Source organism: Streptomyces sp. NPDC006326, assembly GCF_040612915.1.
GTDB lineage: Bacteria > Actinomycetota > Actinomycetes > Streptomycetales > Streptomycetaceae > Streptomyces.
In genome coordinates, this window is the sequence record NZ_JBEXRC010000043.1 from 45,438 (window position 1) to 69,821 (window position 24,384).

Annotated in this window: 23 protein-coding genes and 8 pseudogenes; 19 read left to right on the plus strand and 12 right to left on the minus strand. The window is 70.8% G+C overall.

Annotation, left to right across the window (positions count from 1 at the left end):
* Positions 1 to 11: 11 nt before the first annotated feature.
* Positions 12 to 113: pseudogene (locus ABZ128_RS27725) on the minus strand (transposase); the annotation flags it as partial.
* Between the two features lie 15 nt (positions 114 to 128).
* On the opposite strand from ABZ128_RS27725, the pseudogene ABZ128_RS27730 reads away from it, so the two are divergent.
* Both ABZ128_RS27730 and ABZ128_RS27735 read left to right on the plus strand, forming a co-directional pair.
* Positions 129 to 390, plus strand: a pseudogene (locus ABZ128_RS27730) (helix-turn-helix domain-containing protein); the annotation flags it as partial.
* An 83-nt stretch (positions 391 to 473) separates the two neighbouring features.
* A pseudogene (locus tag ABZ128_RS27735) lies at positions 474 to 686 on the plus strand (integrase core domain-containing protein); the annotation flags it as partial.
* Positions 687 to 800: 114 nt separating this feature from the next.
* On the opposite strand, the gene ABZ128_RS27740 reads toward ABZ128_RS27735, so the two are convergent.
* On the minus strand, positions 801 to 1,325 hold the full coding sequence (locus tag ABZ128_RS27740) for a peptidylprolyl isomerase (protein WP_356851692.1): 525 nt from the start codon (positions 1,323 to 1,325) through the stop codon (positions 801 to 803).
* A 330-nt stretch (positions 1,326 to 1,655) separates the two neighbouring features.
* Here ABZ128_RS27740 and ABZ128_RS27745 point away from each other — a divergent pair.
* The 7 genes and pseudogenes from ABZ128_RS27745 to ABZ128_RS27775 form a co-directional block, all read left to right on the plus strand.
* Positions 1,656 to 1,947 (plus strand): annotated as a pseudogene (locus tag ABZ128_RS27745) (helicase associated domain-containing protein); the annotation flags it as partial.
* A gap of 181 nt (positions 1,948 to 2,128) precedes the next feature.
* Positions 2,129 to 3,331: an FAD-dependent oxidoreductase gene (locus ABZ128_RS27750; RefSeq protein ID WP_356851655.1), complete on the plus strand. Its 1,203-nt coding sequence runs from the start codon at positions 2,129 to 2,131 to the stop codon at positions 3,329 to 3,331.
* A 117-nt stretch (positions 3,332 to 3,448) separates the two neighbouring features.
* Positions 3,449 to 4,195 (plus strand): hypothetical protein, encoded by a 747-nt coding sequence (locus tag ABZ128_RS27755; RefSeq protein ID WP_356851657.1) that lies wholly within the window; start codon positions 3,449 to 3,451, stop codon positions 4,193 to 4,195.
* Positions 4,196 to 4,205: 10 nt separating this feature from the next.
* Positions 4,206 to 5,162, plus strand: coding sequence for a sigma-70 family RNA polymerase sigma factor (locus ABZ128_RS27760; protein ID WP_356851658.1), 957 nt, complete (start codon positions 4,206 to 4,208; stop codon positions 5,160 to 5,162).
* A 164-nt stretch (positions 5,163 to 5,326) separates the two neighbouring features.
* Complete coding sequence (locus ABZ128_RS27765) at positions 5,327 to 5,611, plus strand: hypothetical protein (protein WP_356851660.1); 285 nt, start codon at positions 5,327 to 5,329, stop codon at positions 5,609 to 5,611.
* A gap of 632 nt (positions 5,612 to 6,243) precedes the next feature.
* On the plus strand, positions 6,244 to 6,642 hold the full coding sequence (locus ABZ128_RS27770; RefSeq protein ID WP_356851662.1) for a hypothetical protein: 399 nt from the start codon (positions 6,244 to 6,246) through the stop codon (positions 6,640 to 6,642).
* 131 nt (positions 6,643 to 6,773) lie between these two features.
* Entirely contained in the window at positions 6,774 to 7,172 is a 399-nt protein-coding gene (locus ABZ128_RS27775; RefSeq protein ID WP_356851664.1) for a hypothetical protein, read from the plus strand.
* A 423-nt stretch (positions 7,173 to 7,595) separates the two neighbouring features.
* Here ABZ128_RS27775 and ABZ128_RS27780 read toward each other — a convergent pair whose 3' ends face one another.
* The gene (locus tag ABZ128_RS27780) at positions 7,596 to 7,739 is read right to left on the minus strand and encodes a hypothetical protein (RefSeq protein ID WP_356851665.1); all 144 of its coding nucleotides are present in this window, start codon (positions 7,737 to 7,739) and stop codon (positions 7,596 to 7,598) included.
* A gap of 359 nt (positions 7,740 to 8,098) precedes the next feature.
* A complete protein-coding gene (locus ABZ128_RS27785) occupies positions 8,099 to 8,665 on the minus strand; it encodes a DUF4240 domain-containing protein (RefSeq protein WP_356851667.1) in 567 nt (188 codons plus the stop codon).
* 16 nt (positions 8,666 to 8,681) lie between these two features.
* Between ABZ128_RS27785 and ABZ128_RS27790 the strand changes: the two genes are divergently transcribed.
* The 4 genes and pseudogenes from ABZ128_RS27790 to ABZ128_RS27805 all read left to right on the plus strand — a co-directional run.
* Positions 8,682 to 8,897 (plus strand): DUF6193 family natural product biosynthesis protein, encoded by a 216-nt coding sequence (locus ABZ128_RS27790; protein WP_356851694.1) that lies wholly within the window; start codon positions 8,682 to 8,684, stop codon positions 8,895 to 8,897.
* A 169-nt stretch (positions 8,898 to 9,066) separates the two neighbouring features.
* Positions 9,067 to 9,222 (plus strand): annotated as a pseudogene (locus tag ABZ128_RS27795) (helix-turn-helix domain-containing protein); the annotation flags it as partial.
* 141 nt (positions 9,223 to 9,363) lie between these two features.
* Positions 9,364 to 10,239: an NmrA/HSCARG family protein gene (locus ABZ128_RS27800; RefSeq protein WP_356851669.1), complete on the plus strand. Its 876-nt coding sequence runs from the start codon at positions 9,364 to 9,366 to the stop codon at positions 10,237 to 10,239.
* Between the two features lie 35 nt (positions 10,240 to 10,274).
* A pseudogene (locus tag ABZ128_RS27805) lies at positions 10,275 to 10,834 on the plus strand (IS5 family transposase); the annotation flags it as partial.
* Between the two features lie 83 nt (positions 10,835 to 10,917).
* Here ABZ128_RS27805 and ABZ128_RS27810 read toward each other — a convergent pair.
* From ABZ128_RS27810 to ABZ128_RS27830, 5 genes and pseudogenes are all read right to left on the minus strand, one after another.
* Positions 10,918 to 11,307 (minus strand): annotated as a pseudogene (locus tag ABZ128_RS27810) (VOC family protein).
* A gap of 8 nt (positions 11,308 to 11,315) precedes the next feature.
* Positions 11,316 to 11,837, minus strand: a complete 522-nt coding sequence (locus ABZ128_RS27815; protein WP_356851670.1) for a cupin domain-containing protein — start codon at positions 11,835 to 11,837, stop codon at positions 11,316 to 11,318.
* 705 nt (positions 11,838 to 12,542) lie between these two features.
* Positions 12,543 to 13,292, minus strand: coding sequence for an SDR family NAD(P)-dependent oxidoreductase (locus tag ABZ128_RS27820; RefSeq protein WP_356851672.1), 750 nt, complete (start codon positions 13,290 to 13,292; stop codon positions 12,543 to 12,545).
* Positions 13,293 to 13,349: 57 nt separating this feature from the next.
* Positions 13,350 to 13,823, minus strand: a complete 474-nt coding sequence (locus ABZ128_RS27825; RefSeq protein ID WP_356851674.1) for an SgcJ/EcaC family oxidoreductase — start codon at positions 13,821 to 13,823, stop codon at positions 13,350 to 13,352.
* A gap of 41 nt (positions 13,824 to 13,864) precedes the next feature.
* A complete protein-coding gene (locus tag ABZ128_RS27830) occupies positions 13,865 to 14,575 on the minus strand; it encodes an SgcJ/EcaC family oxidoreductase (protein ID WP_356851676.1) in 711 nt (236 codons plus the stop codon).
* Positions 14,576 to 14,680: 105 nt separating this feature from the next.
* Between ABZ128_RS27830 and ABZ128_RS27835 the strand changes: the two genes are divergently transcribed.
* The 4 genes and pseudogenes from ABZ128_RS27835 to ABZ128_RS27850 form a co-directional block, all read left to right on the plus strand.
* A complete protein-coding gene (locus ABZ128_RS27835) occupies positions 14,681 to 15,142 on the plus strand; it encodes a MarR family transcriptional regulator (protein WP_356851678.1) in 462 nt (153 codons plus the stop codon).
* 94 nt (positions 15,143 to 15,236) lie between these two features.
* Positions 15,237 to 15,695 carry a TIGR03618 family F420-dependent PPOX class oxidoreductase gene (locus ABZ128_RS27840; RefSeq protein ID WP_356851696.1) on the plus strand — a complete coding sequence of 153 codons (459 nt, stop codon included), beginning with the start codon at positions 15,237 to 15,239 and terminating at the stop codon, positions 15,693 to 15,695.
* A gap of 457 nt (positions 15,696 to 16,152) precedes the next feature.
* Positions 16,153 to 16,893, plus strand: a complete 741-nt coding sequence (locus ABZ128_RS27845) for a class I SAM-dependent methyltransferase (protein ID WP_356851680.1) — start codon at positions 16,153 to 16,155, stop codon at positions 16,891 to 16,893.
* Between the two features lie 45 nt (positions 16,894 to 16,938).
* Positions 16,939 to 17,375 (plus strand): annotated as a pseudogene (locus ABZ128_RS27850) (SpoIIE family protein phosphatase); the annotation flags it as partial.
* 345 nt (positions 17,376 to 17,720) lie between these two features.
* Here ABZ128_RS27850 and ABZ128_RS27855 read toward each other — a convergent pair.
* A complete protein-coding gene (locus ABZ128_RS27855) occupies positions 17,721 to 18,128 on the minus strand; it encodes a TraR/DksA C4-type zinc finger protein (RefSeq protein ID WP_356851681.1) in 408 nt (135 codons plus the stop codon).
* Positions 18,129 to 18,416: 288 nt separating this feature from the next.
* On the opposite strand from ABZ128_RS27855, the gene ABZ128_RS27860 reads away from it, so the two are divergent.
* A complete protein-coding gene (locus ABZ128_RS27860) occupies positions 18,417 to 20,627 on the plus strand; it encodes a SpoIIE family protein phosphatase (RefSeq protein WP_356851683.1) in 2,211 nt (736 codons plus the stop codon).
* A gap of 646 nt (positions 20,628 to 21,273) precedes the next feature.
* On the opposite strand, the gene ABZ128_RS27865 is transcribed toward ABZ128_RS27860, so the two are convergent.
* Entirely contained in the window at positions 21,274 to 22,152 is an 879-nt protein-coding gene (locus tag ABZ128_RS27865) for a DNA/RNA non-specific endonuclease (protein WP_356851685.1), read from the minus strand.
* 636 nt (positions 22,153 to 22,788) lie between these two features.
* Complete coding sequence (locus ABZ128_RS27870; RefSeq protein WP_356851687.1) at positions 22,789 to 23,640, minus strand: SDR family NAD(P)-dependent oxidoreductase; 852 nt, start codon at positions 23,638 to 23,640, stop codon at positions 22,789 to 22,791.
* Between the two features lie 103 nt (positions 23,641 to 23,743).
* Between ABZ128_RS27870 and ABZ128_RS27875 the strand changes: the two genes are divergently transcribed.
* Positions 23,744 to 24,355, plus strand: coding sequence for a CGNR zinc finger domain-containing protein (locus tag ABZ128_RS27875; protein ID WP_356851688.1), 612 nt, complete (start codon positions 23,744 to 23,746; stop codon positions 24,353 to 24,355).
* The last annotated feature ends 29 nt before the right edge of the window (positions 24,356 to 24,384 follow it).

Here is a 24,384-nt window from a genome sequence, read left to right on the forward strand (position 1 = left end):
GCGAACGGGCCGTCTCGCTCCCACTCCTTGACGTATCCGTAGACCGTGGTGTGGGGCGGGAAATCGTGCGGGAGGTAGCGCCAGGCAATACCGGTCCGGGCCACGTAGAGAACGGGCCTTGACCCCGGTTTGCAGAGCGTGAGGACATCGCCCTGCGGAGGGCTCACGAGGCAGGGGTGAGGCAGATCGCCCGGCGGCTCGGCCACCATCCCTCGATCGTTTTCCGGGAACTGCGCCGCGCGGCCACCCGCGGCGGCAGGCTCGATCGAGCATCGGGCTTACGTCGCGCAGTGGAAGGCCGAGCTGATGGCCCAACGTCCCAAGACGGCCAAGCTGGTCGGGAGCGACCCGCTCCGCGAGCACGTGCAAGCACGACTCGCCGGAGATGTCCCGCGTCCGGACACACGGGCAGGGCCTTCGCTGAGATCTGTAGGTCGCAGAGGCCCGGCAGAGCACGGGCGCCATCGGGTCCAGCGCGCGCCGAGTTGTTCAACGCGGCCTTCAAAAGGGAGACGCTCAAGGGTCGGAAGGCCTGGTCGAGCGAGCGCGAGGCGCGACTCGACGCCTTCCGCCGGCTGGCCCGGTACAACACCCGACGCCGGCACTCCCGCCTCGGTCAACGATCTCCGATCGCCTACGAAAACGCGCTGCCACCGACAACAACTACCCTGGCCGAAGCCGCATAGGCGTGTTCAATTGGGGTCAAGGCCCCCCAGACGCTTCACCCGGTCGGCGTAGTCCGCCTGGGGCGGCCACAGGCGCCAGGCACGCTCATCGAGGACGTGCCACGCCGCGGTGCGTCAATGCCGGCAGGACGGCCGGACGCGGAGCAGCTCAGTGCGCAGCACGGGTGTGCCGTCGACGGGTGCCGGGTCCTCCACGGTCGGCTCGATACCTCCGGCGGCGACTTTGTCGAGTGTCGTCAGGCCGTCGGCGCCGACCGTGCCGAACACCGTGTAGTTCGGTCGCAGCGCAGAGTCGCCGTACACGACGAAGAACTGTGAACCGTTCGTGTCCGGACCGGCGTTGGCCATCGCCAGCAGGCCGCGCCCGTAGAGACGGCGCGCGCCGGTCGGATCGGTCGGTGCCGGCGGCAGGTCCACCGGCAGCTCGTCCTTGTACTTGTACCCGGGGCCGCCCTCACCGGTACCGGTCGGGTCGCCACACTGCAGGACCTTCAGCGTCGGATACGCCGTCAGACGGTGGCACACCGTGCGGTCGTAGAACCCATGCCGTGCCAGGTGCAGGAAACTCTGGACCGTGCACGGCGCCTTGGCCCGGTCCAAGTGCAGCGTGAGCGGGCCCTGGCTGGTCGGAACAGCCATATCAACCGTGCCACGACTGGGGGTGCGCCGCGGGTCGGGCGGCAGCGGAACAGAGCGCGCCGGCGGCTCGTCTGGGGTCTGTGTGTACTGGCAAGGGCCGTGTGTGGTGCGCGGGGGAGCTCCGTCGGCAGCGGTGGCGACACTCCCCCCGGCCACGACTAACGCCACGGCCGCGAATGTGCTGATCAGTGCTCGGTTCATCTCGCACGCCCTCCCGATGATCGCCAGATCTTGGAGCGGTCGCAGTCTAGGGCGTGGTTTGGTCCGCGGGAATGGTTTACGGCAGGAGGGCGGCGCGGCCGACCCCGAGATCCTCGCCCGGCGGCGACGGCAGCCGAGTCGGTGCTGCTGCACTTCTGCAGCCCGCGCGACGCCGCCACCATCGCAGCCTTCCTGCGCACCCGGGTCAACCGGCCCGACAGCCGGTGTGGCTGGAGTCCTCCAGGCCCTCATCCGGTGGCGGGTCAACGGGATCACCGGCCTGTACGGCGTCCCGTACGACACCGAGACCGAGGGCGGCGTAACGAAGGACTTCCCTCTCGGGCGGTGGGTGCACCAGCAACGCAAAGCCCTGCGCACCGGGGAGCCCGAGGAGCGGCGCAAGGAGCTGCCGGACGCGCCCGCGCCCGGGACGCATGCACTGAGGGACTTCCGGGCTTCGTCGACCATGCGACCGGCCCGGCGAACCGGCCTCGCAGCGCCCACTGCCGCTCGGTGATCCACGTCACATCCGATTCCTGTCAGGAATCGGGTCGCTGTCCCGCTCAAGTCACCGAAGACAAGCGAACCGACAGGAGCGAGACATGAAGCACCGCATCGTCGTCCTTGGCGCCGGCTACGCCTGGGTTTACGTGGCCGGGACCCTGGCCCGTCGGCTGTCGCCGGCGGACGCCGAGATCACCGTCGTCAACGCCGAGCCGGACTTCGTTCAGCGGCTGCGCTTGCACCAGCTCGCGGCCGGCCAGGAGATCGAGGCTCCGAGGCTCGCCGACGTCTTCGCGCGCACAGGGGTACAGCTGCGCCTGGCCCGTGTCACGACCGTCGACCCCGAGCGCCGGGTCGTCGCAGTGGCCGACGCAGGCGGTGGCGGCGCGCTCGGCTACGACACGCTTCTCTACGCGCTCGGCAGCCACGGCGCCGGACACCGCGTCCCCGGCGCGGCCGAATACGACTTCGACGTCGCCACCCGGCCCTCCGCGCTGCGCCTGCGCGAGCGCCTGGACAGCCTGAGCAGGCGGGACGAAGGCGGAAACGTGCTGGTCGTCGGCGACGGGTTGACCGGCATCGAGACCGCCACCGAGATCGCCGAATCCCGGCCCGGCCTGTCGGTGACGCTGGTCGCCCGCGGCGAGCTGGGTGCCCCGCTCTCCGCCGGAGCCCGCAGCCACCTGCGCCGGGCTTGCGACCGCCTCGGCATCACCGTCCTGGAGCACACCGGCGTCACAGCCGTCGAAGCCACGCGCATACTGTGCGCCGACGGCACCGCCCTGGCGTCCGACGCGACCGTGTGGACGGCCGGGTTCGCGGTCAGTCCCATCGCCGCCGCGAGCGGGCTGGAGGTCGCCGACAACGGTCGGATCGTCGTCGACCGCACCATGCGGTCGGTCTCGCACCCGAACGTGTACGCCGCCGGCGACAGCGCCTACGCCATCGGCGACAACGGCCGGCCGTTGCCGATGTCCTGCGCCTCGGCCGGCTACACCGGCCGACAGGCCACGGACGCGATCGTGGGACGCCTGACCGGCCGCAAGACCGCCCACACCAAGCTGGAGTACGTCGGCAACCACATCAGCCTCGGGCGGCGGGACGGGATCCTGCAGATGGTCGACGACCAGGGTCAGGCGAAGCCCAAGTACATGGGCGGCCGGAAGGCCGCACGGATCAAGGCGGGCATCGTCAGGATGTCCCTGTGGGCCAGCGAGCATCCGACCTTCGGCCTCCCCAAGCGCAAGCACCGCCTGGCCGCTGCGCCGGACGCGTCTCCTGCCCAGAAGGCGAACGCGTAACCGCGTCCCCCGCCTACCTGGTCCATATGGTGATCCACCCGGGCCCCGGCCGCTCCGGCATCGGACCTGCGACTTCCGCTCCCCCGGCGATGAACTCCCTCCTCCCAAGGAGAAGCCATGTCCACTCATGCCGCGCCCGCAGCCGGCGCGTCGCCCTGGCCGACCGTGGCCAGAGCGGTCGCCTTGCTCACGGTGACCATCAGCCTGCTGCTCACCGCCTTTGCCTGGCCGTCGGTGCGCTCGTCGGTACATGGCGTGCCGATCGCCGTCGCCGGGCCCGCTGCCACCCTCAAGCGAATCACTCCCGTACTCGACCAACGGCTTCGCGACGGCTTCGAGATCACCGAGGCCGCCGACACCGCCGACACCGAACAGGTGGTCATCACCGCGTCCGCCGGGAGCACCGCCGTCGCCCAGGGCCTGAACGGCATCGCGACCGGCCTCAGCCAGACCGACGGATCCCGCACCGCTGTCGCCGCCCGCGACCTCATACCGCTGCCGGCCGATGACCGCCTGGCCATCGCGGCCACCTCCCTGACCATCATCGGTCTCGTGTCACTGCTCGGGTACGTCGGCTTCGGCCTCGGCGCCGCCACCCACCAACTGCTACCGCCCGGGGCCGGTGGCCAGCTGCTGCGCTTCACCGCCTTCTTCAAGGGCCGCGGCGCCACCCCCTCCGCCACCGTCCTGGCGATGTGGCTCACCCTGGGCCTGGCACTGTGCCTGGCCGGCAAGCTCCGCCACCGTCCCACCGCCACGGTCGCAGACCCCGCCGCGACGCCGGCCATGCCCGCGACGGTCCGGCCCCCACAGCACCTGCCGAGTGCCGGACGTGCCCGCACCACGGGAAACGGAGCGTCTTAGGGTGGCCCGCATGGACAGCGCTGCCACTGATCGCTTCGACGTCAGCCGGTTCGAGGCCGGCCGCAGCCGGCTGGCCTCGCTGGCGTACCGGCTGCTGGGCTCCGCCACCGACGCGGAAGACGCGGTCCAGGACGCGTTCTTGCACTGGCAAGCCGCGGACCGGCAGCGGATCAGGGAGCCGGAGGCGTGGCTGACCAAGGTCGTCACCAACCTGTGCCTGGACCGGCTCCGCTCGGCACAGGCCCGCCGTGAACGGACCGCCGGTGCCTGGCTGCCCGAACCACTTCTCGACGGCGACGTGTTGCTCGGCCCGGCCGACACCTTCGAGCAGCGTGAATCGGTCTCGCTGGCCGTACTGATGCTCATGGAGCGCCTGTCCCCCATGGAACGGGCCGTCTACGTTCTGCGCGAAGCATTTGCGTATGGCCACGCAGAGATCGCCGAGATCCTCGACATCACCGAGTCCGCGAGCCAGCAGCACCTCCACCGGGCCCGGCACCGCGTCACCTCCGCGCGCCGCGGCGGCGGCGATGTCGACCCGGCATCCGCCCGCCGGATCGTCGAGGAATTCCTCGCCGCCGCCTCCTCGGGCCGCACCGAACAGCTGGTGGCGCTGCTCACCGACGACGCGACTGCGTTCTCCGACGGCGCGGGCGGCCTGGCCGAGAAGCTGCTGCGGTACGACACTCCGCGGCGCATCGCCGCGGTCGTACGGGCCGGCTTCAAACCCACCCCCGCGAAGCGGCGACTGGCCGGCGGCACGCCGGCCGTCCACTACGCGTCCGTCAACGGCGCCCCCGCCATTCTCTTCGTGCTCGGCGACCAGGTCATCGGCGCCGTGACGTTCGATGTCGCAGGCGGCAAGATCGCGACCGTGCGTGGCATCGCCGCTCCCACCCGCCTCGTCCGCCTCACCAAGGCCTGGCGGCAGCAGGTCCCGGACACGCCGCTCATCGCCAAGTGGTGATACGACGACGACCGCGGCGGCCAGGCGCAGCGCCCGTGTTTCATAGGGGTCGCGCATGAGCGCTCCCTCCGTGCCCGCCCAGGCCGCGCCCGACGAACGCCGGTGGCGCTCCATCGACTCGTGGTTCGCCGACGAAGGCGGTTCCCGGGTGCAGGGTGATCCCCGTGGTTGTGTGGACGCTCATGGCCATCGCCTCCAGAGCCGCGCGGAAGGCGAGTGCGGTGGCCGCCGACGGCCTGGACCGCTCGATCACCCCCACTTCCCCCAGCATCGCCTACGGAGCCGTTCCGGGCGCCGTCAGCCGGCCCACCGACGCCCCGAACTCCCCGGCCGTCAAGGCGGCCAGTGCATCGGCGTCCGCATCGGTGGACCAGCCGGACAACTGGTCCTCCCCCTCGGCTCGTCGGCCGGAACCAGGTGCGGGTCATCGAGCCGGAACCGGGACGTGAGCCGCCCGGCCTCGACCCCTCCGTGCCGCCGGCCGGGGCAGAGAAGTCGGCATGCCGTCGGCGCCAGCGCGCCACCGCGGCCTCACCCATCCGAGCCATCCGTCACCTCCGCCGGCAGCACCCGTTCCCGGCCCGGGACAACCGGGTCTAGGGCGGCGAGCGGAGCGCGGCAGCGCGCACGAGCGACGCGCACCGCCCACCAGCCGAAGCAACTCCATAAACACAAGGCGCGGCCCGACCATCAGGCTGCGACGGCGACATGTCGAAGATCCCGATGAGCGAGGGCGGCTGGCAGGTACGGGCGTGGATGCCCTTCTCAGCCGACCCCTGGATCGCAGAGGGTGCTGCGGCCAACCCCTCCCTCTCCGCCCCCCCCCGCATGCACGCACTCCTCGGCCGCCCTCCGGACGGCCACCTCTCGCCCTTGCCCGGGAGGAGTACGGAATGTCCGTCCGGTGTGCCGTTGCCCGGCAATCGAAGGCCAGGAGTGATGATGTGCGGCGTGTGTCCGTCTTCGTCGGCTTTCGGACTGAGGCAGCCGGGCGAACCGGACATACGACCCGAAACCGTGACCGGAGTCGGGTGGTTGGTTCCATGGCGTCCTACGTGGCGTCCTCCGGAAAGGAAAGCTCGTGAAGTCGATCGTCCGCACCATCTCGGTCATCATGCTCGCCCTCGGCACCGCCGCATTCACCACCGGCGCCGCAGCCGCCGCGTCCACCTCGGACGACGCCCCCGTCGTCATTCAATGCAACAACCCGACGAATGTCTCCCTCGTCGATGCCTCCGGCGGAGATTCACTCGTCAGCCAGTTGATCGAGGTCCTCGGCGGTACGAACGACGGCAACAATGCTTCCGCGGTCGATACGGGTTCTGGGGGCACCGCCCTCGGAGGCGACGCCGCCCAGTCGGCGAGCCACAACCGCTGCGGCGAGAGCTCGGACGTCGATGCAAGCACGCGCATCGACAACAGCCAGCGCATCGACAACAGCCGCAGCCTCTCGCTCGACAACAGCCCCAGCCTGCTCTGAACCGCTCCGAACACGGCCGCTGTCCGTCATACGCAACCCTTGCCAAGGCCGGTGACGGCAGCGGCCGCTCCCCCGTAGTCAGTTGGTTGGTTCCATGGCGTCGAACGCGGCGTCCTCCGGAAAGGAAGCTCGTGAAGTCGATCGTCCGTACGATCTCGGTCATCATGCTCGCCCTCGGCACCGCCGCATTCACCACCGGCGCCGCAGCCGCCGCGTCCACCTCGGACGACGCCCCCGTCGTCATTCAATGCAACAACCCCACGAGCGTCTCCCTCGTCGATGCCTCCGGCGGAAACTCTCTGGTGAGGCAGTTGGTCGGCGTCCTCGCCGGCACGAACGGAGGCAACAACGCTTCCGGAGTCATCACAGGTCAGGGAGGCGTCGCCGCCGCCGGCGACGCCGCGCAGTCGGCCGACAACAACCGCTGCGGCTCAAGCTCCGACCTCGACACGAGTACGCGCATCGACAACAGTCAGCGCGTCGACAACAGGCGCATCGTCGATATCGAAAACAGCCCCAGCCTGCTCTGAACTGCCTCAAGCGCGCCCATCGTCCCCTCCAACTCCCGCAGTCCTCTCCTTCCAGGTTGCCTCCGCCCGTCTCCTCGCATTCAGGGCCACGGCCTCCCCTCTGGTCGCGGTCTCACGTGCTCCGCAAGCGTCCCGTGCTCCGCAACGCCCGGCACCATCGGTGTCGTGCCCGAGAAACCAATCGGCCTCCGTGCGGCGCACGGGTCCGCCGGCCGTCACCCTGCCGTCGCAGCCAGTCCCCACCTGGGTCGTGGGCCGGCGCCTCAGTGCAGCCGTCTCCTGCTCGTCGACGGTGGCGGTGGCGCCGGCGGCTTCCATGGCTGCGAGGTGGCGGTCGATGAGGCGGGGGGCAGAAGGCGTCTCCCGCCAGGGACGGGAAAGTCCACGGAGAGGGCACCGCTTGGCGGCGCCCCGCGGCAGGGATCAGGTAGCGGGCAGCATGCGGGCCACGGCAAGCAGCCGCTGTGCAGTGCGCTCCCCTACCCCGAACCGCTCGGCGACCTCGGTGGTGGTCAGCTGTCCCTGGCGGAGCAGGGCGGTGATCTCCTCGACGCGCGGGTCGGGCACCGCCCGTCGGGTCTCTCGTACTGGCCGGGTCCAGACTGCCGTATGTCCGGGTGCTGTGGCAGAGCGGCCGTTCGGGGCCGGACCGGGACTCCTGCGGGTCAGTGGCCGTGCGGGGATGGGCGGACCGGCTGGGGTGTGCACCCGGGGGGAAGGCGGCCGGGCCGGGTGGCGCCCGGGGCGGGTCCTCCGGTCTGGTGCGCGGCGAGGTCAGCACCATGGGGCGACCGTCGCGTCCTTCCGCACCCCACGGGGGCCGCAGCCGGCCGGAGTCCTTGATGCGCACCAGGCGTTGCTCGGCGGGCCGGGTGGCGCTCGTCCCCAGCCGTAAACAACAAGAAGCTCGGACAGTGCCCCTTGTTTTAGCGGGTTGAGCCGAAGACCAGGGCGGCCAGGCGCGGAAGCCGACGACTCATCTCGCTGTCGTCGTCGAAGTCGAAATCCTCACCCATATCAACCGCCTGCTCGTTCTCTGGATTCGCCGTGTGGAAGCCACGCCAGGCTTCGTAGAAGGCGTCTGCATCGCCCGTAATTCGTTCGAACGCCCCGCTGGCCGCATAGTTCACGTCTTCGTAGAACAGGACCTCGTCGTGGACTCCGGCAGCCTGAACCACATCGGGATGTCCGGCGAGGCTGTCGGGGTCGGCGGCCGCCCGCTCGTACCACTGGCGCCCCAGGGCGATCACACCAGCGCGGAAGTCCATGAAGCTGTCGTCGGAGCACCCGCCCCCGATGAGGTACGCAGCCGCCCACACATCCCAGCGATACAGGGCGTCGTGCACCTCGTCGAAGCGTTCGGCATACTCCAAGATCTCTTGACGCGGTCTATCCGCGAGCTGGTTGACGAGAACCTCATCAAACGGCTCGCCCGTTGACGCCGCCCCAGCCCGCGCGGCTTCAATGACGTTCCAGAAGGTGTCGATGTCCATGACCGCGCACTCTGCCATGCCCCTACGACAACGGATCGTGCCTGCCCCCGCCGGTCACGGACCTCCGGCGATCGGGCAAAGCTCTGACCGAAGCAGGGGGCAGAAGGTCCGCGGCGACGGGCGGGTCCGTCCCGAGCTGCTCGAAGCTGCCTACGCCGAACCCCGCCTGCGCCAGCTGTTCCCCTGGACCGGCATGGGAGAGCTGCACTACATCCGCTGCACAGAGCAGTGATGGACATGGGACATTCCCTACATCCGGCCCGCGGCAGAAGGCGCCTACTGCTGCTCGTAGGCGGCGAAGGCGGCCGCGTGGTCGCCGCCGCGGGCGGCGAGCTCTCCGGGCGAGGACGTAGGCGCCGATCAGCGCCTGGGAGGTGCCCCGGCCGGAGGTGGGGCCCGTCGGCGCCGCCCGTCCCGCCGTCAGCCGGCACCTGGCTCGGCTGCCCATGTCGGGCCTCGTCACCGCGCGCAAGGAGGGCCGCAGGGTCATCTACGCGACCGACGTTCATCTCCAGCGGCTGGTCGCCGAAGCCCTCGACACCGCCGGCCGCCGGTAACCGTACGCCCGGGGCCGCGCCAAGGCCGTGATGACGGTCACAGGAGCTGGACCTCAACCCCGCTTGAGGAAGCAGGCTTTCGTGCAGCACGAAGGGGCCGCACCGCCGGCCCCGCCCCTGCACGTCATCGAGGAGCCTGTCATGTCCGACCCCCGCGTCATCCTGGTCACCGGAGCCACCGGCCGGCAGGGCGGTGCCACCGCCCGCGCCCTGCTCTCCCGCGGCTGGGACGTCCGCGCGCTCGTCCGCGACCCGGAGCAGCCCGCGGCCCGTGCCCTGCACGCGCACGGCGCGGTCCTGGTCCGCGGTGACCTCGACCACCCCGATTCGCTCGACGCGGCGGCGCGCGGCGCGTACGGCATCTTCAGCGTCCAGCCCATGCCGCAGCCCGGCCCGGGCGGCTACGAGGCCGAGGTCCGCCAGGGTAGGGCGGTCGCCGACGCGGCCGCCCGCGCCGGCGTCGCCCACTTCGTGTACTCCTCCGTCGACGGGGCCGGACGACCCGGCAAGGTCCCGCACTTCGCCAGCAAGGGCGAGATCGAGCGGTACATCGCGGAACTCGGCCTGCCCGCGACCGTCCTGCGCCCGACCTTCTTCCCCACCAACTTCCACGCCATGGGCCCGCAGTGGGTCGACGGCGAACTCGTCTTGTCCCTCGCGATCGCCCCGCGGACCACCCTGAAGTTCATCACTCCCGAGGATGTCGGCACGTTCGCCGCCGATGCCTTCGACGCCCCCGCCGAGCACCTCGGCCGCACCGTCGAGCTCGCCTCGGACGAGCTGACCGGCCCGCAGATGGCCGAGGTCTTCGCCCGAGCCGCCGGCCGCCCCGTCCGATTCCGCTCCCAGCCGGTCGAGGAGGTTCGGCAGTTCAGCGAGGAGATGGCCGCCATGTTCGAGTGGTTCGACTCCGTCGGCTTCCTCGCGGACGTGCAGGCGATGCGCGCCCGCCGCCCCCAGTTGGCCACCCTGAACGACTGGGCCCGCAAGGAGTGGAAGGTGCCGGCCCAGCACTGAAACCGTCTTTGATCTGACCGTTTGTTGGTCTCCCCCTGCTCGCCCAGGCCGACGCCGAGGGCGACTTGGAGTGGGTCGTCGCGGTGGACTCCACGATCGTCCGCGCACCTCGGCACGCCGCCGGGGCCCGCCAAAGGGCCCCAGCCGGCGAGCCGGCCGACCATGCCCTCCGACGCTCGTGCGGCGGACTGACCCCCAAGGTCCACCTCGCCGCCAACAGCCGTTGCAGGCCGCCGGCCTTCGTGCTCACCTCGGGCCAGGCCGATGACGCACCCGCGTTCGAGCAGGTCATGACCCCCTTAGGGTGCCACGGCGAATCGGCCGGCCCAGAGTCACGCCAGACGTGGTCCTGGCGGACAAGGCGCACTCGTCCCGGGCGATCCGCAGTCACCTGCAACGACGCGGAATCGGGCAGTGATCCCGCAGCCCGCCGACCAGGCCGCCAACGGCAAGCGACTCGGCCGGCTCGACGGCCGCCCGTCGGCCTTCGACCGCGAGGCCAACAAGCAGCGGAACACCCGGCGAACGCTGCATCAGCAAGCTCAGGCAGTGGCGCGGCCTCGCCACCCGCTACGACACGACCGCCACCGCCTACCTCGCCGCCATCTTCTTCTGGTCAGCGAGGCGGCCTGAAGGAAACGGCCTGGCCCTGCGTGGATCAGACGAGCTGGAGTTCCTCTAGCACCAGGTACGGGAGCACAGAACGAGGCGGTAACCGTCAGGGTCGGCGACCGTGACTCCGTGCTCATCCCAGTACGGGTTGTGGGCGGGAACCCGGCGTCCCCCGCCCGGCAGCAACCAGGCGATGGACCAGCGCCTCGTCCACGGGGGTACCCAGGTAGACCACGAACAGGTCGTCGACGGTCGGGGAGGGTTCCAGCGGCTGCTCGGGGTCGTGGGTCAGGTCGAAGTGCCATGACGCGCCGGGCGGGCCCACCATCAGCAGATCGTGCTCGCCCGGGATCCGTTCCGTGGTCCGCCACAGTACGTGGAGCCGAGGCCGTCCACGTAGAAGCGCTCTGCGGCGGTCAGATCCCGGGAGGGCCTGGCGACGCGGACGTGGGTCATGGAATCGATCAAGCCGAGCCCTCCAGGGCGGCGCGCCAGGTGGGGCTGTCGACGTAGTGGTTGTCGAAGCGTTCCGAGGATTCGGCGATCTCCTTGGGGTCAGCCTCGCCACGCACCACACGGCTCAGCAGGCGCAGGTAGTCGAACCGGCCCATGCCCGGTGTGAAGACGAACAGGACGTCCGCCTCGGCGCCTGGGGCCGCGGCGAAGGCGTGCGGGGTGTGCGGCGGTACCGCCAGGAAGTCCCCCGCGTTCAAGACGGTGACCTCCTCGCCCACCAGTACCCGCAGGGATCCGCTGATCACGAAGAACAGCTCCGTCGCCTTGGTGTGGAAGTGGGCCGGTGCGCCCACCGCCCCCTTGGCGAAAGTCGAGCGGTAGCTCGTGAAACCACCGCCGATGCCGTCCGACTCGCCGAGCAGGGTCATCACACTGCTCGGGTCGGAGCAGGTCTCGGCCTCCGCACAGCGGGTCAGCAGCACCTCGTCGGGCACCGACGTCATGGATGTGGTGGACGTTTCGTCAGTCATGATCAACAGCCTACGGTTGGCAATGGCCCGTAGACCATGCCATTGCGAGATCAAGGCCTTGGGCCACTTTTCCCCTGCCGCTGCGCGACCTGCGTACCGGCCCCGCCTTGGGGTACTGGCACCGTCCACCGGGCCGAAATACGGAGTAGGCCGGCGGCGCTTCGGGCCGCGGGCGGCGGCGCGGTGCTGCAGCGCCTCGAACGACAGCCGGCCCGCCTTGGCGTCCCACACGGGCAGCTCGCCATCGAGTGAACAGCAACGCCCGGTGGCCGTCGAACTTCTGCTCAGAAGGCGATACCGGACCGGAGCGCGGCCGGGCCCGGAACCGACTCCGCAGCCTGCGCCGACATCGGCTCAACCGGCGGTCGCAACACCATGGGGGCGCCTCCTCGCCCGCGCCCCTCTCCAGGGTCGGCCCGGCCGAGTGGAGCGGTCCGGCGGGACGGCGGCGTCATGCGCCGCCGGGTCCCTGCCCCGGCTCCAACGTGGCGAGCCCTGGTACGGGATCGGCGTCGACGCCCCGACCGGCGCCGCCAGCGCTACCCCCGGGCCCGCCGAGCGCTGAACACCGTCCACGAGGCGGGCGAACCTCCCGCAAGGGGGCTTGCCCAGCGCCGGCCGTCGCCAGACCGCGGGGCGGGACTGTGCCCGAAGTTGTTGCCTCACCGTCTGGGACGTGGCAGGCCCATGGCGGCGCCCGGAACGTCACCCGCCGGCCAGGGCGGTGAGGGTTTGCCGGCGGGGCAGGAGCCGGGAGGCCAGGGTGAAGAGACGATTGGCGACACCGGGGACGGTCGTGGGTCGGGTGCTCCGGTGCAGCGCGCGCAATGCGGCGGTGACGACCTGGTCGGGTGTCTGGACGAGAACGGCCGGGGCGTCGCGGTGGGGTTGGGACGCGGTGGCGGTCATGCCGGGGCAGACCGCCAGGACGCGGATGCCGGACGTGCGGTGGGCTGACCACAGCGCCTCGGTGAGGGTGGTGGTGAACGCCTTAGTGGCGCTGTAGACCGCCAGGTCCGGCTTGGGGGCGTACCCCAGGGTGGAGGACACGTTCAGCAGGGCGTCACCGTACCGGGCCTGGCAAAGGAAAGCGTGTGACAGGACGGTCAGCGCGTGGCAGTTCAGGCGCAGCATGTGCTCCGCCCGGTGCAGCGGGGTGGTGGTGAACGTGCCGGCGGCGGCGCTCGCGGCGTTGTTGACCAGGAGGTGGACACGGGTGTCGGCGATCAGATCGGCGGTGCGGCGAAGGCCCTGGTCGGTGGACAGGTCGACGGCGAGGTGGCCGTGTCCCGGACCGAGTCCGGCGGTGAGCGTGTGCAGCCGTTCGGCATCGCGGGCGACGGCGATCACACGGTAGCCGCCTTGGGCGAGGCGTCGGGCGAAGGCGCGGCCGATGCCGGCGCTGGCCCCGGTGACCAGCGCGGTGGGGCGTTCATCGGTGGGCGGGGCGGTCACGTTTTCGGCTCCGTTTCGTTCCGGGTGTCGCTGGATGGGGTTGTTGGGCGTGAGGTGTCATCGCGGGGTGGGACGGGTGGCGGGCTGGGCGCGGAAGGAGAGGGCCTCCAGCAGGCGCCTGTGCCGGGTCTTCTGCACGGCGGCGATGCGCCACCGGCCGTCGTTCTCGCGGACCAGCGTGTAGGTGGCGAGCTTGCCGGGGCGCCCGGGCTTGGCGCTGCGCTTGCGGACGTCGCCGCGCGTCACCACCACCGCGGTGTCGCGGCCGTAGAAACGCAGGTCCAGCTCGTCGAGGTCCAGGCGGGTGCCCTTGAGGAAGCTGTCAAACAGGGCCTGGTGGGCGCGGCCGATCTCCGCGCCGCCCCGATAGAGCGTGCCCGTGTAGGTGAGGTCGGTGGCGTCGGCGGTGAAGCAGGCTCCGTAGGCGGTGCCGTCGCCCTCGGCCCACGCAGCGGCGCTGCGGTGCAGCAGGGCGCGGATGGCGGCAGTGTCCTCGGTGCGGGTGGGCCGGATGGGCCGGCTGGTCGTCATGTCAGGTCCTCCAAGGCGTGCGGCGGATGGGAGACGGGCGGTCACTTCTCGGCCTCGGGCCTGGTGGCCGGGGACCAGAGGAAGGAGATGCGCTCCAGGACGTTCTGGCGTTCGGTGTTGTGGAAGGCGGCGATGCGCCAGTGCCCGTCGTTCTCGCGGACCAGCGTGTACGTCTGTGTTTTGGTCAGCTCGTCGGAGGCGGGCTCGGCGGCGTCGTAGGTGTCACCTCGGCTGGTGATCACGGCCGTGTCGGGGCCGTAGAACCGGAGGGAGAGGAAGGAGTCGGCGAGTCTGGTGCCCTTGACGAAGCCGTCGAACAGGGCGCGGTGGGCGTCGGCGATGTCGCGGCGCCCCTGGTAGTGGGTGCCCACGTACGTGGTGTAGCTGGCGTCGTGGGTGAACTGGTCGCCGTAGGCGGTGGCGTCGCCCCGGCCCCAGGCATCGGTGAGGGCGCCCAGGGTGGCGCAGACGTCACGCTGGTCCCCGGCATCGGCCGTGCCGGCCGGGGTGGCGGTGACGGTGGCGGTGACCGCCGTGCAGTCGGCCTGACCGGTGGCGTGGACGCCGGAGGTGGCGTCGAGCCACACGTAGCCGACGGTGACGACGAGGGCGGCGCTGAGGGCTGTGGTACCGAGGACGCGCTTGGGAGTGCGGCGGCGGACGCGGCGACCGGTTCCGGACGTCGGGGGCTCGGGCGGCTGCGCGGCCTCGGTCGCTGCCGCGTGGACGGCCTGGGTTGCGTCGGTGCTCACGGGTCTCCTCCATGGTAGCTTCACCAAAGAAGACACTTCTTCGACACTGAATCCGCTCGAAAGAAGTATCTTCCTTGAAGAAGAGATTAGGGAGTGGGAGAGCTCATGTCAACGCATGCCATGCCGTCCGGGGCCGGCGAGGCCTACCGCCGGTACCTCAGTGCCGTCATGCTCCACGGGCATGCCAGCGCCAAGGCGTGTGCGCTGGGCGCCACCGACCTGTACGCACTGAACGTGCTGGACCTCGCCGGCCCGATGACCCCCGGCGAACTGGGCGCCCGGACCGGCCTGACCACCGGTCCCACCACCCGGCTGATCGACCGGCTGGAGGCGGCCGGGTACGTGCGCCGCGCCCCCTCTCCCGAGGACCGCCGCAAGGTGATCGTCGAACCCGTCGGAAAGCCGGCCGGCCTCGACGAGGCGATGGCCCCCGCACGGCAGCAGATCGGTGAACTCCTCAGCAGCTACACACCCCAGCAGCTGGAGGTCCTGTTCGACTACTTCACCCGCGCCACCGACGCCTACCGCACCGCGGCCGAACAGCTACGCGACTCCTCGACCGACTGACTCCGCAACGCCCGGTAGGACCGTTGTGCACGTGGGCTTGGAGCCAGGAGCTAGGTCATGAAATTGCTGGGAGACCATGGGTGTTGATCACGTCATGACTCAAGGACCAGCGCCTCGCCCACTGTCCGACGAAGCCCTCTCCAGCCTGCTTGGCAAGCAGCAGTTCGGCACACTGGCCACCGTCAAACGCAGTGGCCACCCCCACCTGACCACCATGCTGTACAGCTGGGACTCCACAGCCCGCATGGTGCGGTTCTCAACGACGGCCGACCGGGTCAAGGTCGGGCATCTGCAGCGCAACCCGCGTGCGGCGCTCCATGTGCAGGGCAGCGACGTGTGGTCGTTTGCCGTCGCTGAAGGCGAGGCCGAGGTCTCCGAGAGCACGACCGTTCCCGGCGACGCCGTCGGGCAGGAACTGCTTGAGATGATCCCGCAAGCCGCGAAACCGGAAGATGAAAGCGCGTTTCTGGAGCAGCTGGTTGCCGAGCACCGGGTGGTCATCCGGTTGAAAGTGGACCGCCTGTACGGCACGGCGCTCGACGTGGACAGCTAGGACATACCGCGTCCGTGCTGGTAACAGCCACTCGTTGAGGACTGCGACCAGCACGGTCGCCTCGTCGCGGACGGCGAGCTCGTCGTGCCTCGCGGCCACGGCCCGGTGCCGGTCGGGGGGCCGGGTCACGTCGCCGTGATCCGGCCCCTCAGACACCCCTTTGCCTGCCGACAGACCGCAGCCCGTCACCTGGGCGCCGAGCCAGACCGGAGCGTGCACAAAGCGCCATAACCCGTGCGCAAGGTACGGTGCTCCGGCCAATCCCCTCTGCGGGGCGTGCCGCCGGGCCCGGCAGGAGCAGTTCGCGGCCGGCCCTGACCGTGAGCGACCCCGCAGCGCCCCGAGCCGGACGTGCCCTGCAAGCTCTGTACCAGCCTGCGCTGGAACCGTGGAATCGGCGCCAGTGGAAGGTAAATGCGTCGACAGCGCCCCTCGGCACCAGGCAAAGTGGCCGTCCGTGACGAGCAGTGAGCTGTGGACCCGTGCGACCGCCGACCGCTACGACGCCGAGGAAACGGAGATGTCCTCGGCCGCCGTTCTCGAACCGACTCTCACCTTCCTCACCGAGCTCGCCGGAGCCGGCCGAGCACTGGAGTTCGCCATCGGAACCGGACGAGTGGGTGTCCCGCTCCGGGAACGCGGCGTGCCGGTAGTGGGCATCGAACTGTCCGAGCACATGGCAGCGGTCTTGCGGAGCAAGATCGACGAGGACACGCTCCCGGTAGTCATCGGAGACATGGCCACCACCGTTGTCGCCGGCGAATTCACCCTGGTCTATCTCGTCTACAACACCATCACGAACCTGCTCTCGCAGGACGAGCAGGTCGAGTGCTTCCGCAACGCCGCACGTCACCTGGCACCCGGCGGCCGATTCGTCATCGAGCTAGGTGTGCCGCCGCTGCGGTTCCTGCCGCCCGGCCAGGTCGCGGTGCCGTTCGACGTCTCCGAGCAGCATCTCGGCTTCGACACCTTCGACCTGGTCAAGCAGATTCTCGTCTCGCACCACTTCACCCGCGATGGCGACGACGGCCGCTACCGCCGCGGCAACTCCCGGCACCGGTACGCCTGGCCGGCAGAGCTCGACCTGATGGCACGGATCGCTGGGCTCCAGCTGGAACGTCGCGTCGCGGACTGGGACGGGACGCCGTTCACCCAGGACTCCGCGAAGCACATCTCCGTGTGGCGCAAGCCGACCTGAGGTCGGCTTGCGGGCCGTCAATGTAAGCCGTACCCGTCTTGGACCCTCCTCGACCACGGCCGCCGCACCATCGCCACCGGCCAATCCCTGCGCATACCCCTGGACGGCACCACTCCCCACTCGTCAACGCCGGCCTCCCCTGGCCCTGGCGCGTACGCAACGGCGTCGTCGCACTTCAGCCGGCGGTCGACATGCCGTTCGGCATCACCGACCAGGGCCCCCATCAGGTACAGGACCTGGATCTCCGCCCTGGAGACCGCATGCTGCTCGACACCGACGGCATGCAGGAACGCGACGCGGTAACCGTCGACCTACCGGCACTCCTCCGCAAGACCGCGACCGAGCATCCACGCGAGGTCGTGCGCCCCCTCGTGGGGGCCGTCTCGGCCACCTACGAAGGCCGGCCGCCGAAGGATGACGCGACCACCCTGTGCCTGGACTGGCACGGCCCCTACCGCGGCGACCCTGCCGCAGTCGGATGAAGTCAGCCGGGACTCCCCTTCCCGGAAAGGGGACATCCCAGCACCGGCAGGGTTCACCCGACCGGCCTACATCCCTCAGCCCTGGCGCGGCAGCGCGGGCTGGGCCGTGTCACGGTGGCAGGGCGAAGAAGGTTCTCGCACGCGGGACCCGGCCCGGTCGATGAAGCCCCGGCCGGGTCCCGCCATGGGCCCGGTCCCGTCTCCCTCGCCCGTCACCGTTCACGCGGTCATCGCCGGGGCCGGCCGGGTGACCGGAACACAGGCAGGTTCGCGGCGGCAGCCTTCTCCTGGAGGCCGGGCGACGGACGCTGCACCAGGGCCGCGATGCGCTGGATCCAGCCGGCGTCAGGACGGGTGCGGGGGTCGTCGCGGGCCCGGCCCGGCGCAGCGCACGCAGGTGGTGGCCGCCGGACGGATCTCCAGGCGTTCGGGCGGAATCGCCCCGCCGCAACCTTCGCACTCTCCGTACTGTCCTCGCTCAAGTCGCTCCAGTGCTCGCTCCACTTCTTCGAGGTGCTCGCGTGCCCGGGCCATCAGGGCGGCCACGTGGGCCCGCTCGAAGGCGGTGCTGCCCCCCTCCGGGTCGTGCTCGTCGTCGACCGCGACCAGGGCGTTCGCCGCGACGATCCCGTCGAACTCGCGGCTCAGCGCAGCCGCCCGCGCGAGGGTTTCGGCACGGTCGGCCGTGAGGCGCGCGCGGGCGGCGGCGACGCTGGACGGGCCGCGCCCGTCCTGCGGGGATGCAGCGTCCATGGATGCGACAACGCCGACCCCCCGTCCGCGATTCCACCCCTTGTGGCTGAGCGCCGTACGTGTCCCGTCCGGTCATTGGAGCGCCCTCGGATCGCACGCTGCTCCTTCGTCGGGCGCCGTGGCTCGCTGTGTCGGCTCGGCCGCGATCACTGTTCGAGGCGATGGCTGCCCGACCCGAAGCGCTGCCCCTGCCGGGCTGTCCCTGCCGGGCTGTCCCTGTCCCGCTGGAGCGGCCACGCGCCGCTCGACCAGCGCGATCGGTCCTGCTTGTCGGCGTATGGTCCTGATATGCGCGCTGCGGTACCCGGCTTCGGTGAGCGGCCCGGCGGGACGGGGCTGCTCGGCACCGCGCTGGTTGACACCGTGCGGCGCACCGGCGCCTCTGCCGGGGCTCTCTACCTGCTGGACGAGGCCACGCAGACGCTCGGCCTGGCGGTGGTGTGCGGGCTGCCGGAGGAGGTGGTCTGGCCCTGGCGCCGGATCCCGCTCACGACCGCCGCTCCGGTCAGCGAGGCCGTCCGGGGGAACCGGCTGGTGTGGGTGGGCTCCCAGGAGGAGATGGCCCGAGCGTACCCGCGGGTCGCGGCGAGCCTGCCGTACCGCTTCGCCCTCGCGGCCACGCCGGTGCCCGGTCGCTCCCGCTGCTGGGGTGGCCTGGTTCTGCTGTGGCCGGCCGCCCACCCCGAGCGGGCCAGCCGCCGCGAGCGGGGCCACATCTGGGCCGAGGCCCGAGGCCTCGCGCACGTTCTGGACGAGTCTCCTGAGCCGCCGCAGGCGCCCGAGCAGCCCCACCGTGCGTCACTCACCGAGCGCCACGCGTACACGGGCAGGGCCCCGCAGGCGGCCGCGGACTATGCCGAGCGGCTGCCCGAGGGGACGCTGGCCCTGGACCTGGAGGGCCGGATCACGTACGTGAACGGCGTGGCCGCCGCCCTGCTCGGCCAGGCCGCGGACCGGCTGCTGGGGACGCGGCCCTGGCAGTCCCTGCCCTGGCTGGACCAGCCCGCTGTCGAGGACAACTACCGCACCGCTGTCATCAGCCGCGAACCCGTCGAGTTCACCGCCCCCGACCCCTCGGACCGCCGACTGCGCTTCCAGCTCTACCCCGACGCCAGCGGCATCAGCGTTCGCATCACTCCCGCCCCCTCCCCCGCCGCCGCTGCCGGCATCCGACCCGCCCCCGCCGACGACCGGCCGGAGTCCGCCCGCCCTGCCCGCCCCGCGTCCGCCGCGTCCGCCGCGTCCCGGCCCACCCACACCGGCCGCCTCCACCAGCTCCTGCACCTGGCGTCCGCCCTCACCGAGACCGTCGCCGTCAGCGACGTAGTCGAGCTGGTCGCCGGCCAGGTCCTGCCCGCCTTCGGCGCGGATGGCCTGGTCCTCTCCGCGGCCGAGGCCGGCCGTCTGAAGATCACCGGCTGGCACGGCTACGACCAGCAGACCATCGAGCGCCTCGACGGCCTGCCCCTGACCACTGACATCACCCCGGCCGGGCGCGTGCTCTCCACCGGCACCCCGTCGTTCTTCGCCAGCGTCGAGGAACTGGCCCGCGAGTTCCCCCAGGCCCCCCTGATGAGCGGGAAACGCTCCTGGGCCTTCCTGCCGCTGCTCATCTCCGGCCGGCCCGTCGGCTGCTGCATCCTGTCCTACGACCAACCGCACACGTTCACCAGCGACGAACGAGCGGTCCTCACCTCCCTCGTCGGCCTCATCGCCCAGGCGCTGGACCGGGCCCGGCTCTACGACGCCGTGCACGGCCTCGCCCTGGGCCTCCAGGAAACGCTCCTGCCGCGCGGCCTGCCGACTGTGCCCGGCCTCACGATGGCCGCCCGCTACCTGCCCGCCAGCCGCGGCATGGACGTCGGCGGCGACTTCTACGACGTCATCCGCCTCGACGCCACCACCGTCGCCGCCGTCATCGGTGACGTCCAGGGCCACAACGTTGCCGCCGCCGCCCTGATGGGCCAGGTCCGCACCGCCATCCGCGCCACCGCCGGCGCCCCACCGGACCAGGTCCTGGCTCACACCAACCGAGTCCTGATGGACCTGGGCACCGACCTGCTCGTCTCCACCCTGTACGCCCGGATCGACCTCGCCCGCGGATGGGCCACCCTGGTCAGCGCCGGCCACCCGCCACCGCTGCTGCACCGCCCCGGCAGGCCGGGGCTCGTCGTCAGCCTCGACCCCGCCCCGCTGCTCGGCATCGACATCGGGACGGAGTACCCGGTCACCGACCTCGCCCTCCCGCCGCAGACCACCCTGGCCCTCTATACCGACGGACTCGTGGAAGTGCCTGGGACCGAACCCGACCGGATGGCCGCCGACCTTGCCGAACACCTCGCCCGCCACCGCGACGAGGACGTCGAGGGCCTCGCCGACCACCTCATCCGCCGCGCCTGGCCCACCGGCCGGTACACCGACGACACCGCCCTGCTCCTGCTGCGCACCACCGGTGACGGGAGCCCGGCGGCTCACCACACGGCTCCGCCGGGCTCCTGAACCGATTGGGGAACGTGGGGAGCGAAAGGCAGATGCTGCACCGTCAGGCGCTCCACCTCGCTTCCTGGTCACGCCTGAGTGCGGGCCATCGATGAGGTGATCTCGTCGTGGGGGGTTCACGTCGTCGAGGCCTCTTGGCATGCCCCGCCGCCCCGGGAGGATGTTCAGTCCACCTCAAGGGGGCCCGGTCCTGGATCCTCACGCAGGAGATGACGCACGTGGACGTCGCCGGCAAGGCAAGCGTGTCCCGGTACAGCTCACCCTCCCCACCCTCGTCGGCGCGGTTGCGGGTGCTGGCACTCCAGCGGCCCGCGGGGAGCGGGGCCGTGAGTTCGCGTCGGAGCCGGGTGGCGCAGCGGTTGCGGGGCGTCTTCGGTGTTCACAGCGTCGGGGCCGTATGGGTGCTTCGGCGTATCGGTCAATGCTGACGGACTCCTCCACGGACAGCGGGCCGCCGTCGGCGACGGGTCGGAGGGGCCCGCTCCTCGTCGGGCAGCTGCACGACGAGGAGCAGGGGCGCGCCCTGGGACGACATCCGCGAAGCCGACCCGTGTCCCGTGTCGGACAGCGCCTGGTCCCACCCGCCAGGTGCTTGCGGGCCTTCTCCGCGCTGCCGTGGATGCAGGCACCTGTCTGGTCGGCCGTCTCAGCTCCGCAGGACCATGTCGTCGTACGACTCCAGCTGCTTCCAGCGCTCCGCGGGCGCCCGGGTCACGGGCATGAGGTCCACGTCCGGGAGCGGGCCGAAGTCCAGGCCCGTGAGCTGCACGATGTCGCTGACCGGCACCTGGAAGGTGCGGAACGGACCGAGCGGCGGCGGTTCGCCGGGCTTGGCGCCTGCCATCGCCCGTTCGAAGGCGCGGGTGAGGTCGGGGCTCTGGTCCAGGATGTACCCGGTCGAGGCCAGCTGCCCGCCCTGGATGAAGGCCGCGACCTTCCAGAAGCGCAGCGGCACCTGGATGCCACGGTAGGGCGGGTCGGAGTCATGCAGCACCGGGCCGGTCATGACGGTGAGCTTGCGGTCGAACTGGGCCGCATGGTCTAGCAGGTGGTTCTCCAGCCCCTGCCACAGCTGTTTGCCCTGGTTGAAGGTGTCCTGCTGCGGGGCCGCGTTGGTGAAGTGGAAGGTGTCGGTGTTCGCCTGGTTGGCCTCGGCCGTGGGGCCCCAGACCGGGTCCAGCCGACGCACCAGGTGACCCCGGTCCAGGGGGTTGTTGCGGTAGATGTCGTTGCCGGCCTGCTGGGACTCGGGCAGCCGGGGGTCGAACTCCCAGGCGTCGTCGCGGGGCACGTCCTCCAGGAGCTTGGCGCCGTCGATGCACACGGCGGTGGAGGCGGCCAGCCTGCGATCGGGGCGGTGGACGACGGTGAAGTGCGTGTACGGAAGGACGACCGTCTCGACCGTGGGGTCGGAAGGCATGGGAAGCGGTACCACCGGGCCGAGGAACGATTCGTCGTACCCGGCGCGGTCAGACAGGGAGCCGGCTCGCGCCGCCAGGTCCGGCGGCGTCTCGATTGCGTTCATATGATGGAAGTACCGCGCAGAGAGGATCCTTCACAGTGCGGTGCGCGGGGCCACCCGAACAGCGGCCACCCCTGCGCGCATCCCGGCAGACCCGACCGGGCGGCGTCGCGGCGGCAGAGGTTCAGAGCGCGGCGCCACGGAACGCATGCGCTACGGCGATGCTGCGGTGACTGGGGCCGATACGGCGTCGAAGGCGTTCGACGGGGTCGCCGGCGTCGGAGCCTCCGCTCCTCGTGAGGTCCACCGTGTGAGGCCAATGGGCTCGCCATCGCGGCCGCCTTTCTTTGTCCACGTGAACACCCTGCTGGGGGACGTCCTGGCCGAGCCGAAGTGGGTCGAGCGCCTCTGCTACGCCGATCGGCGCGCGCTGTCCCCGCTGCTGAGAAGCTCGACATGGGCAACCGGATCGACCTGCACCCGGCTCTGTCCATCCCAGGCCGGGCCGACGGGCGGACGGACGGGCGAACCGCGGCCGACGCCCGCCGGGGAGAGTGCGGAGCAGTGGTAGTGGTCTGGGTCGAAGCCATCTGTCGTGGCCGTGGCCTTGGCTTGGCCCCAGACCCACTGGTCATGGCCGGGCCGTAAGGAGGGCCGGGTCGCCTGCGCCGTGATCGTGTTCCCGGCGGGATTCGTGGCTTACGGCCTGTCGACCGCGTCGGTCACACGCTGCCAGCTGTCCAGGTCTGCGAGCCGTGCCTCCAGAGCGGGGCGCATACCCGTTGCGCTGGAGGCCCCAAGGGCCAGGCGCAGCGGAGGGTTGGGGCTGTCGACCGCGGTCCGGATGCCTGCGGCGATCCGCGCCGCGGCAGAGAACGCGGATGCCGGCATCTCTGCGATGCCCTTCTGTATCTCGCGGACGGTCTGGTCGTAGTCGTCCAGGCCGGCTGCGACATCGAGGTTGGCGAGGAAGGGGGTCGCGGTCATCCCGGGCTGGATGATCGTCACCTTGATGCCGAGCGGCGCGACCTCGGCAGCGAGTGCGTCCGACAGCCCCTCGACCGCGTACTTGGTGGCGGCTAGCAGACCCACGCCGGGATGGGCGGACTGCCCGTAGACCGACGAGCCCTGGAGGATGTGCCCGGACCGCTGGGCGCGGAGCACCGGCAGCGTTGCGCGGAGCACGTTGAGCACTCCGAAGACATTGGTGTCGAACACGGCGCGGGCCTGCGTGTCGGAGGCCTCCTCAACGGCTCCGAACAGTCCGTATCCCGCGTTGTTGGCCACGACGTCGATACGGCCGAACCGTGCGAGCGTCCCTTCCACTGCGTCCCGGACGGCTCGCTCGTCACGTACGTCCGCCTGGAGGAGAAGCAGGCGCTCGCCGTGCGCTTGCGCCAGTTCATCCAGGGAGGAGGTGTCGCGGGCGAGGGCCGAGACGGTGTCGCCGTTCTCCAGTGCCTGAAGCATCAGTTCGCGGCCGATACCGGACGTCGCGCCGGTGATCAGCCATGTGCGGAGGTGGGTCTGGTGGTTGATTGTTCCGTTCATGTTGCGACCGTATGCGGTTAGCTCACAACAGGTCAAGAGATCAGAGCGTCAGGGTTGTCCTCTAGCGGGATTAGCACCGCTTGCGCTGATGTAGGATGGATCTATGAGCAGTGCGGCAGCCAGATCCCCCGGGCCCAGCCCACGCACCGTCACGCCGACGGTGGAGACCGTTCTCGCGTTCGTGAACACGCGCGCGGATGGATCGGGCCGCCGAGAGCTGTTCGAGAACGGGGACTCGTTCGCGGCGTGGCTGGCGGAGCGCGACGAGTTCGGTGGCGAAACCGTGGTCACCGACGCTGACGCCGCGGTGGCGCGCGAGCTGCGTGACGCCTTGGTGACCGTGCTGCTCGCCCACTCGGGCGATGAGGAAAGTCTGGGTGAACCGTTGCTGCGTGCCGAGCGGCACCTGCGGCGTGTGGGTTCGCTCTACCCGCTGGCGACGGTGGTCACGGCCGGCGGTGTAGAGCTGGCCTCGCCGCAGACGGGGGTGCCGCGCGTTTTCGGAACCGTACTGGCTGCGGTGACGACGTTTGCCCAGAGCAGCGACTGGGGGCGCATCAAGGCATGCCGAAACCCCCCATGCCACTTCGGTTTCCTCGACCGCACACGCAATGGGGCAGGGCTGTACTGCAGCACCGGCTGCGGCTCTCAGGTATCCATGCGCAAACACCGCCAGCGGCAGCGCCACGGCAGTGGTGAGCCATCCGAGGCGTGAGACCGCCCTTCCAGCGAGGAAGGGCGGTC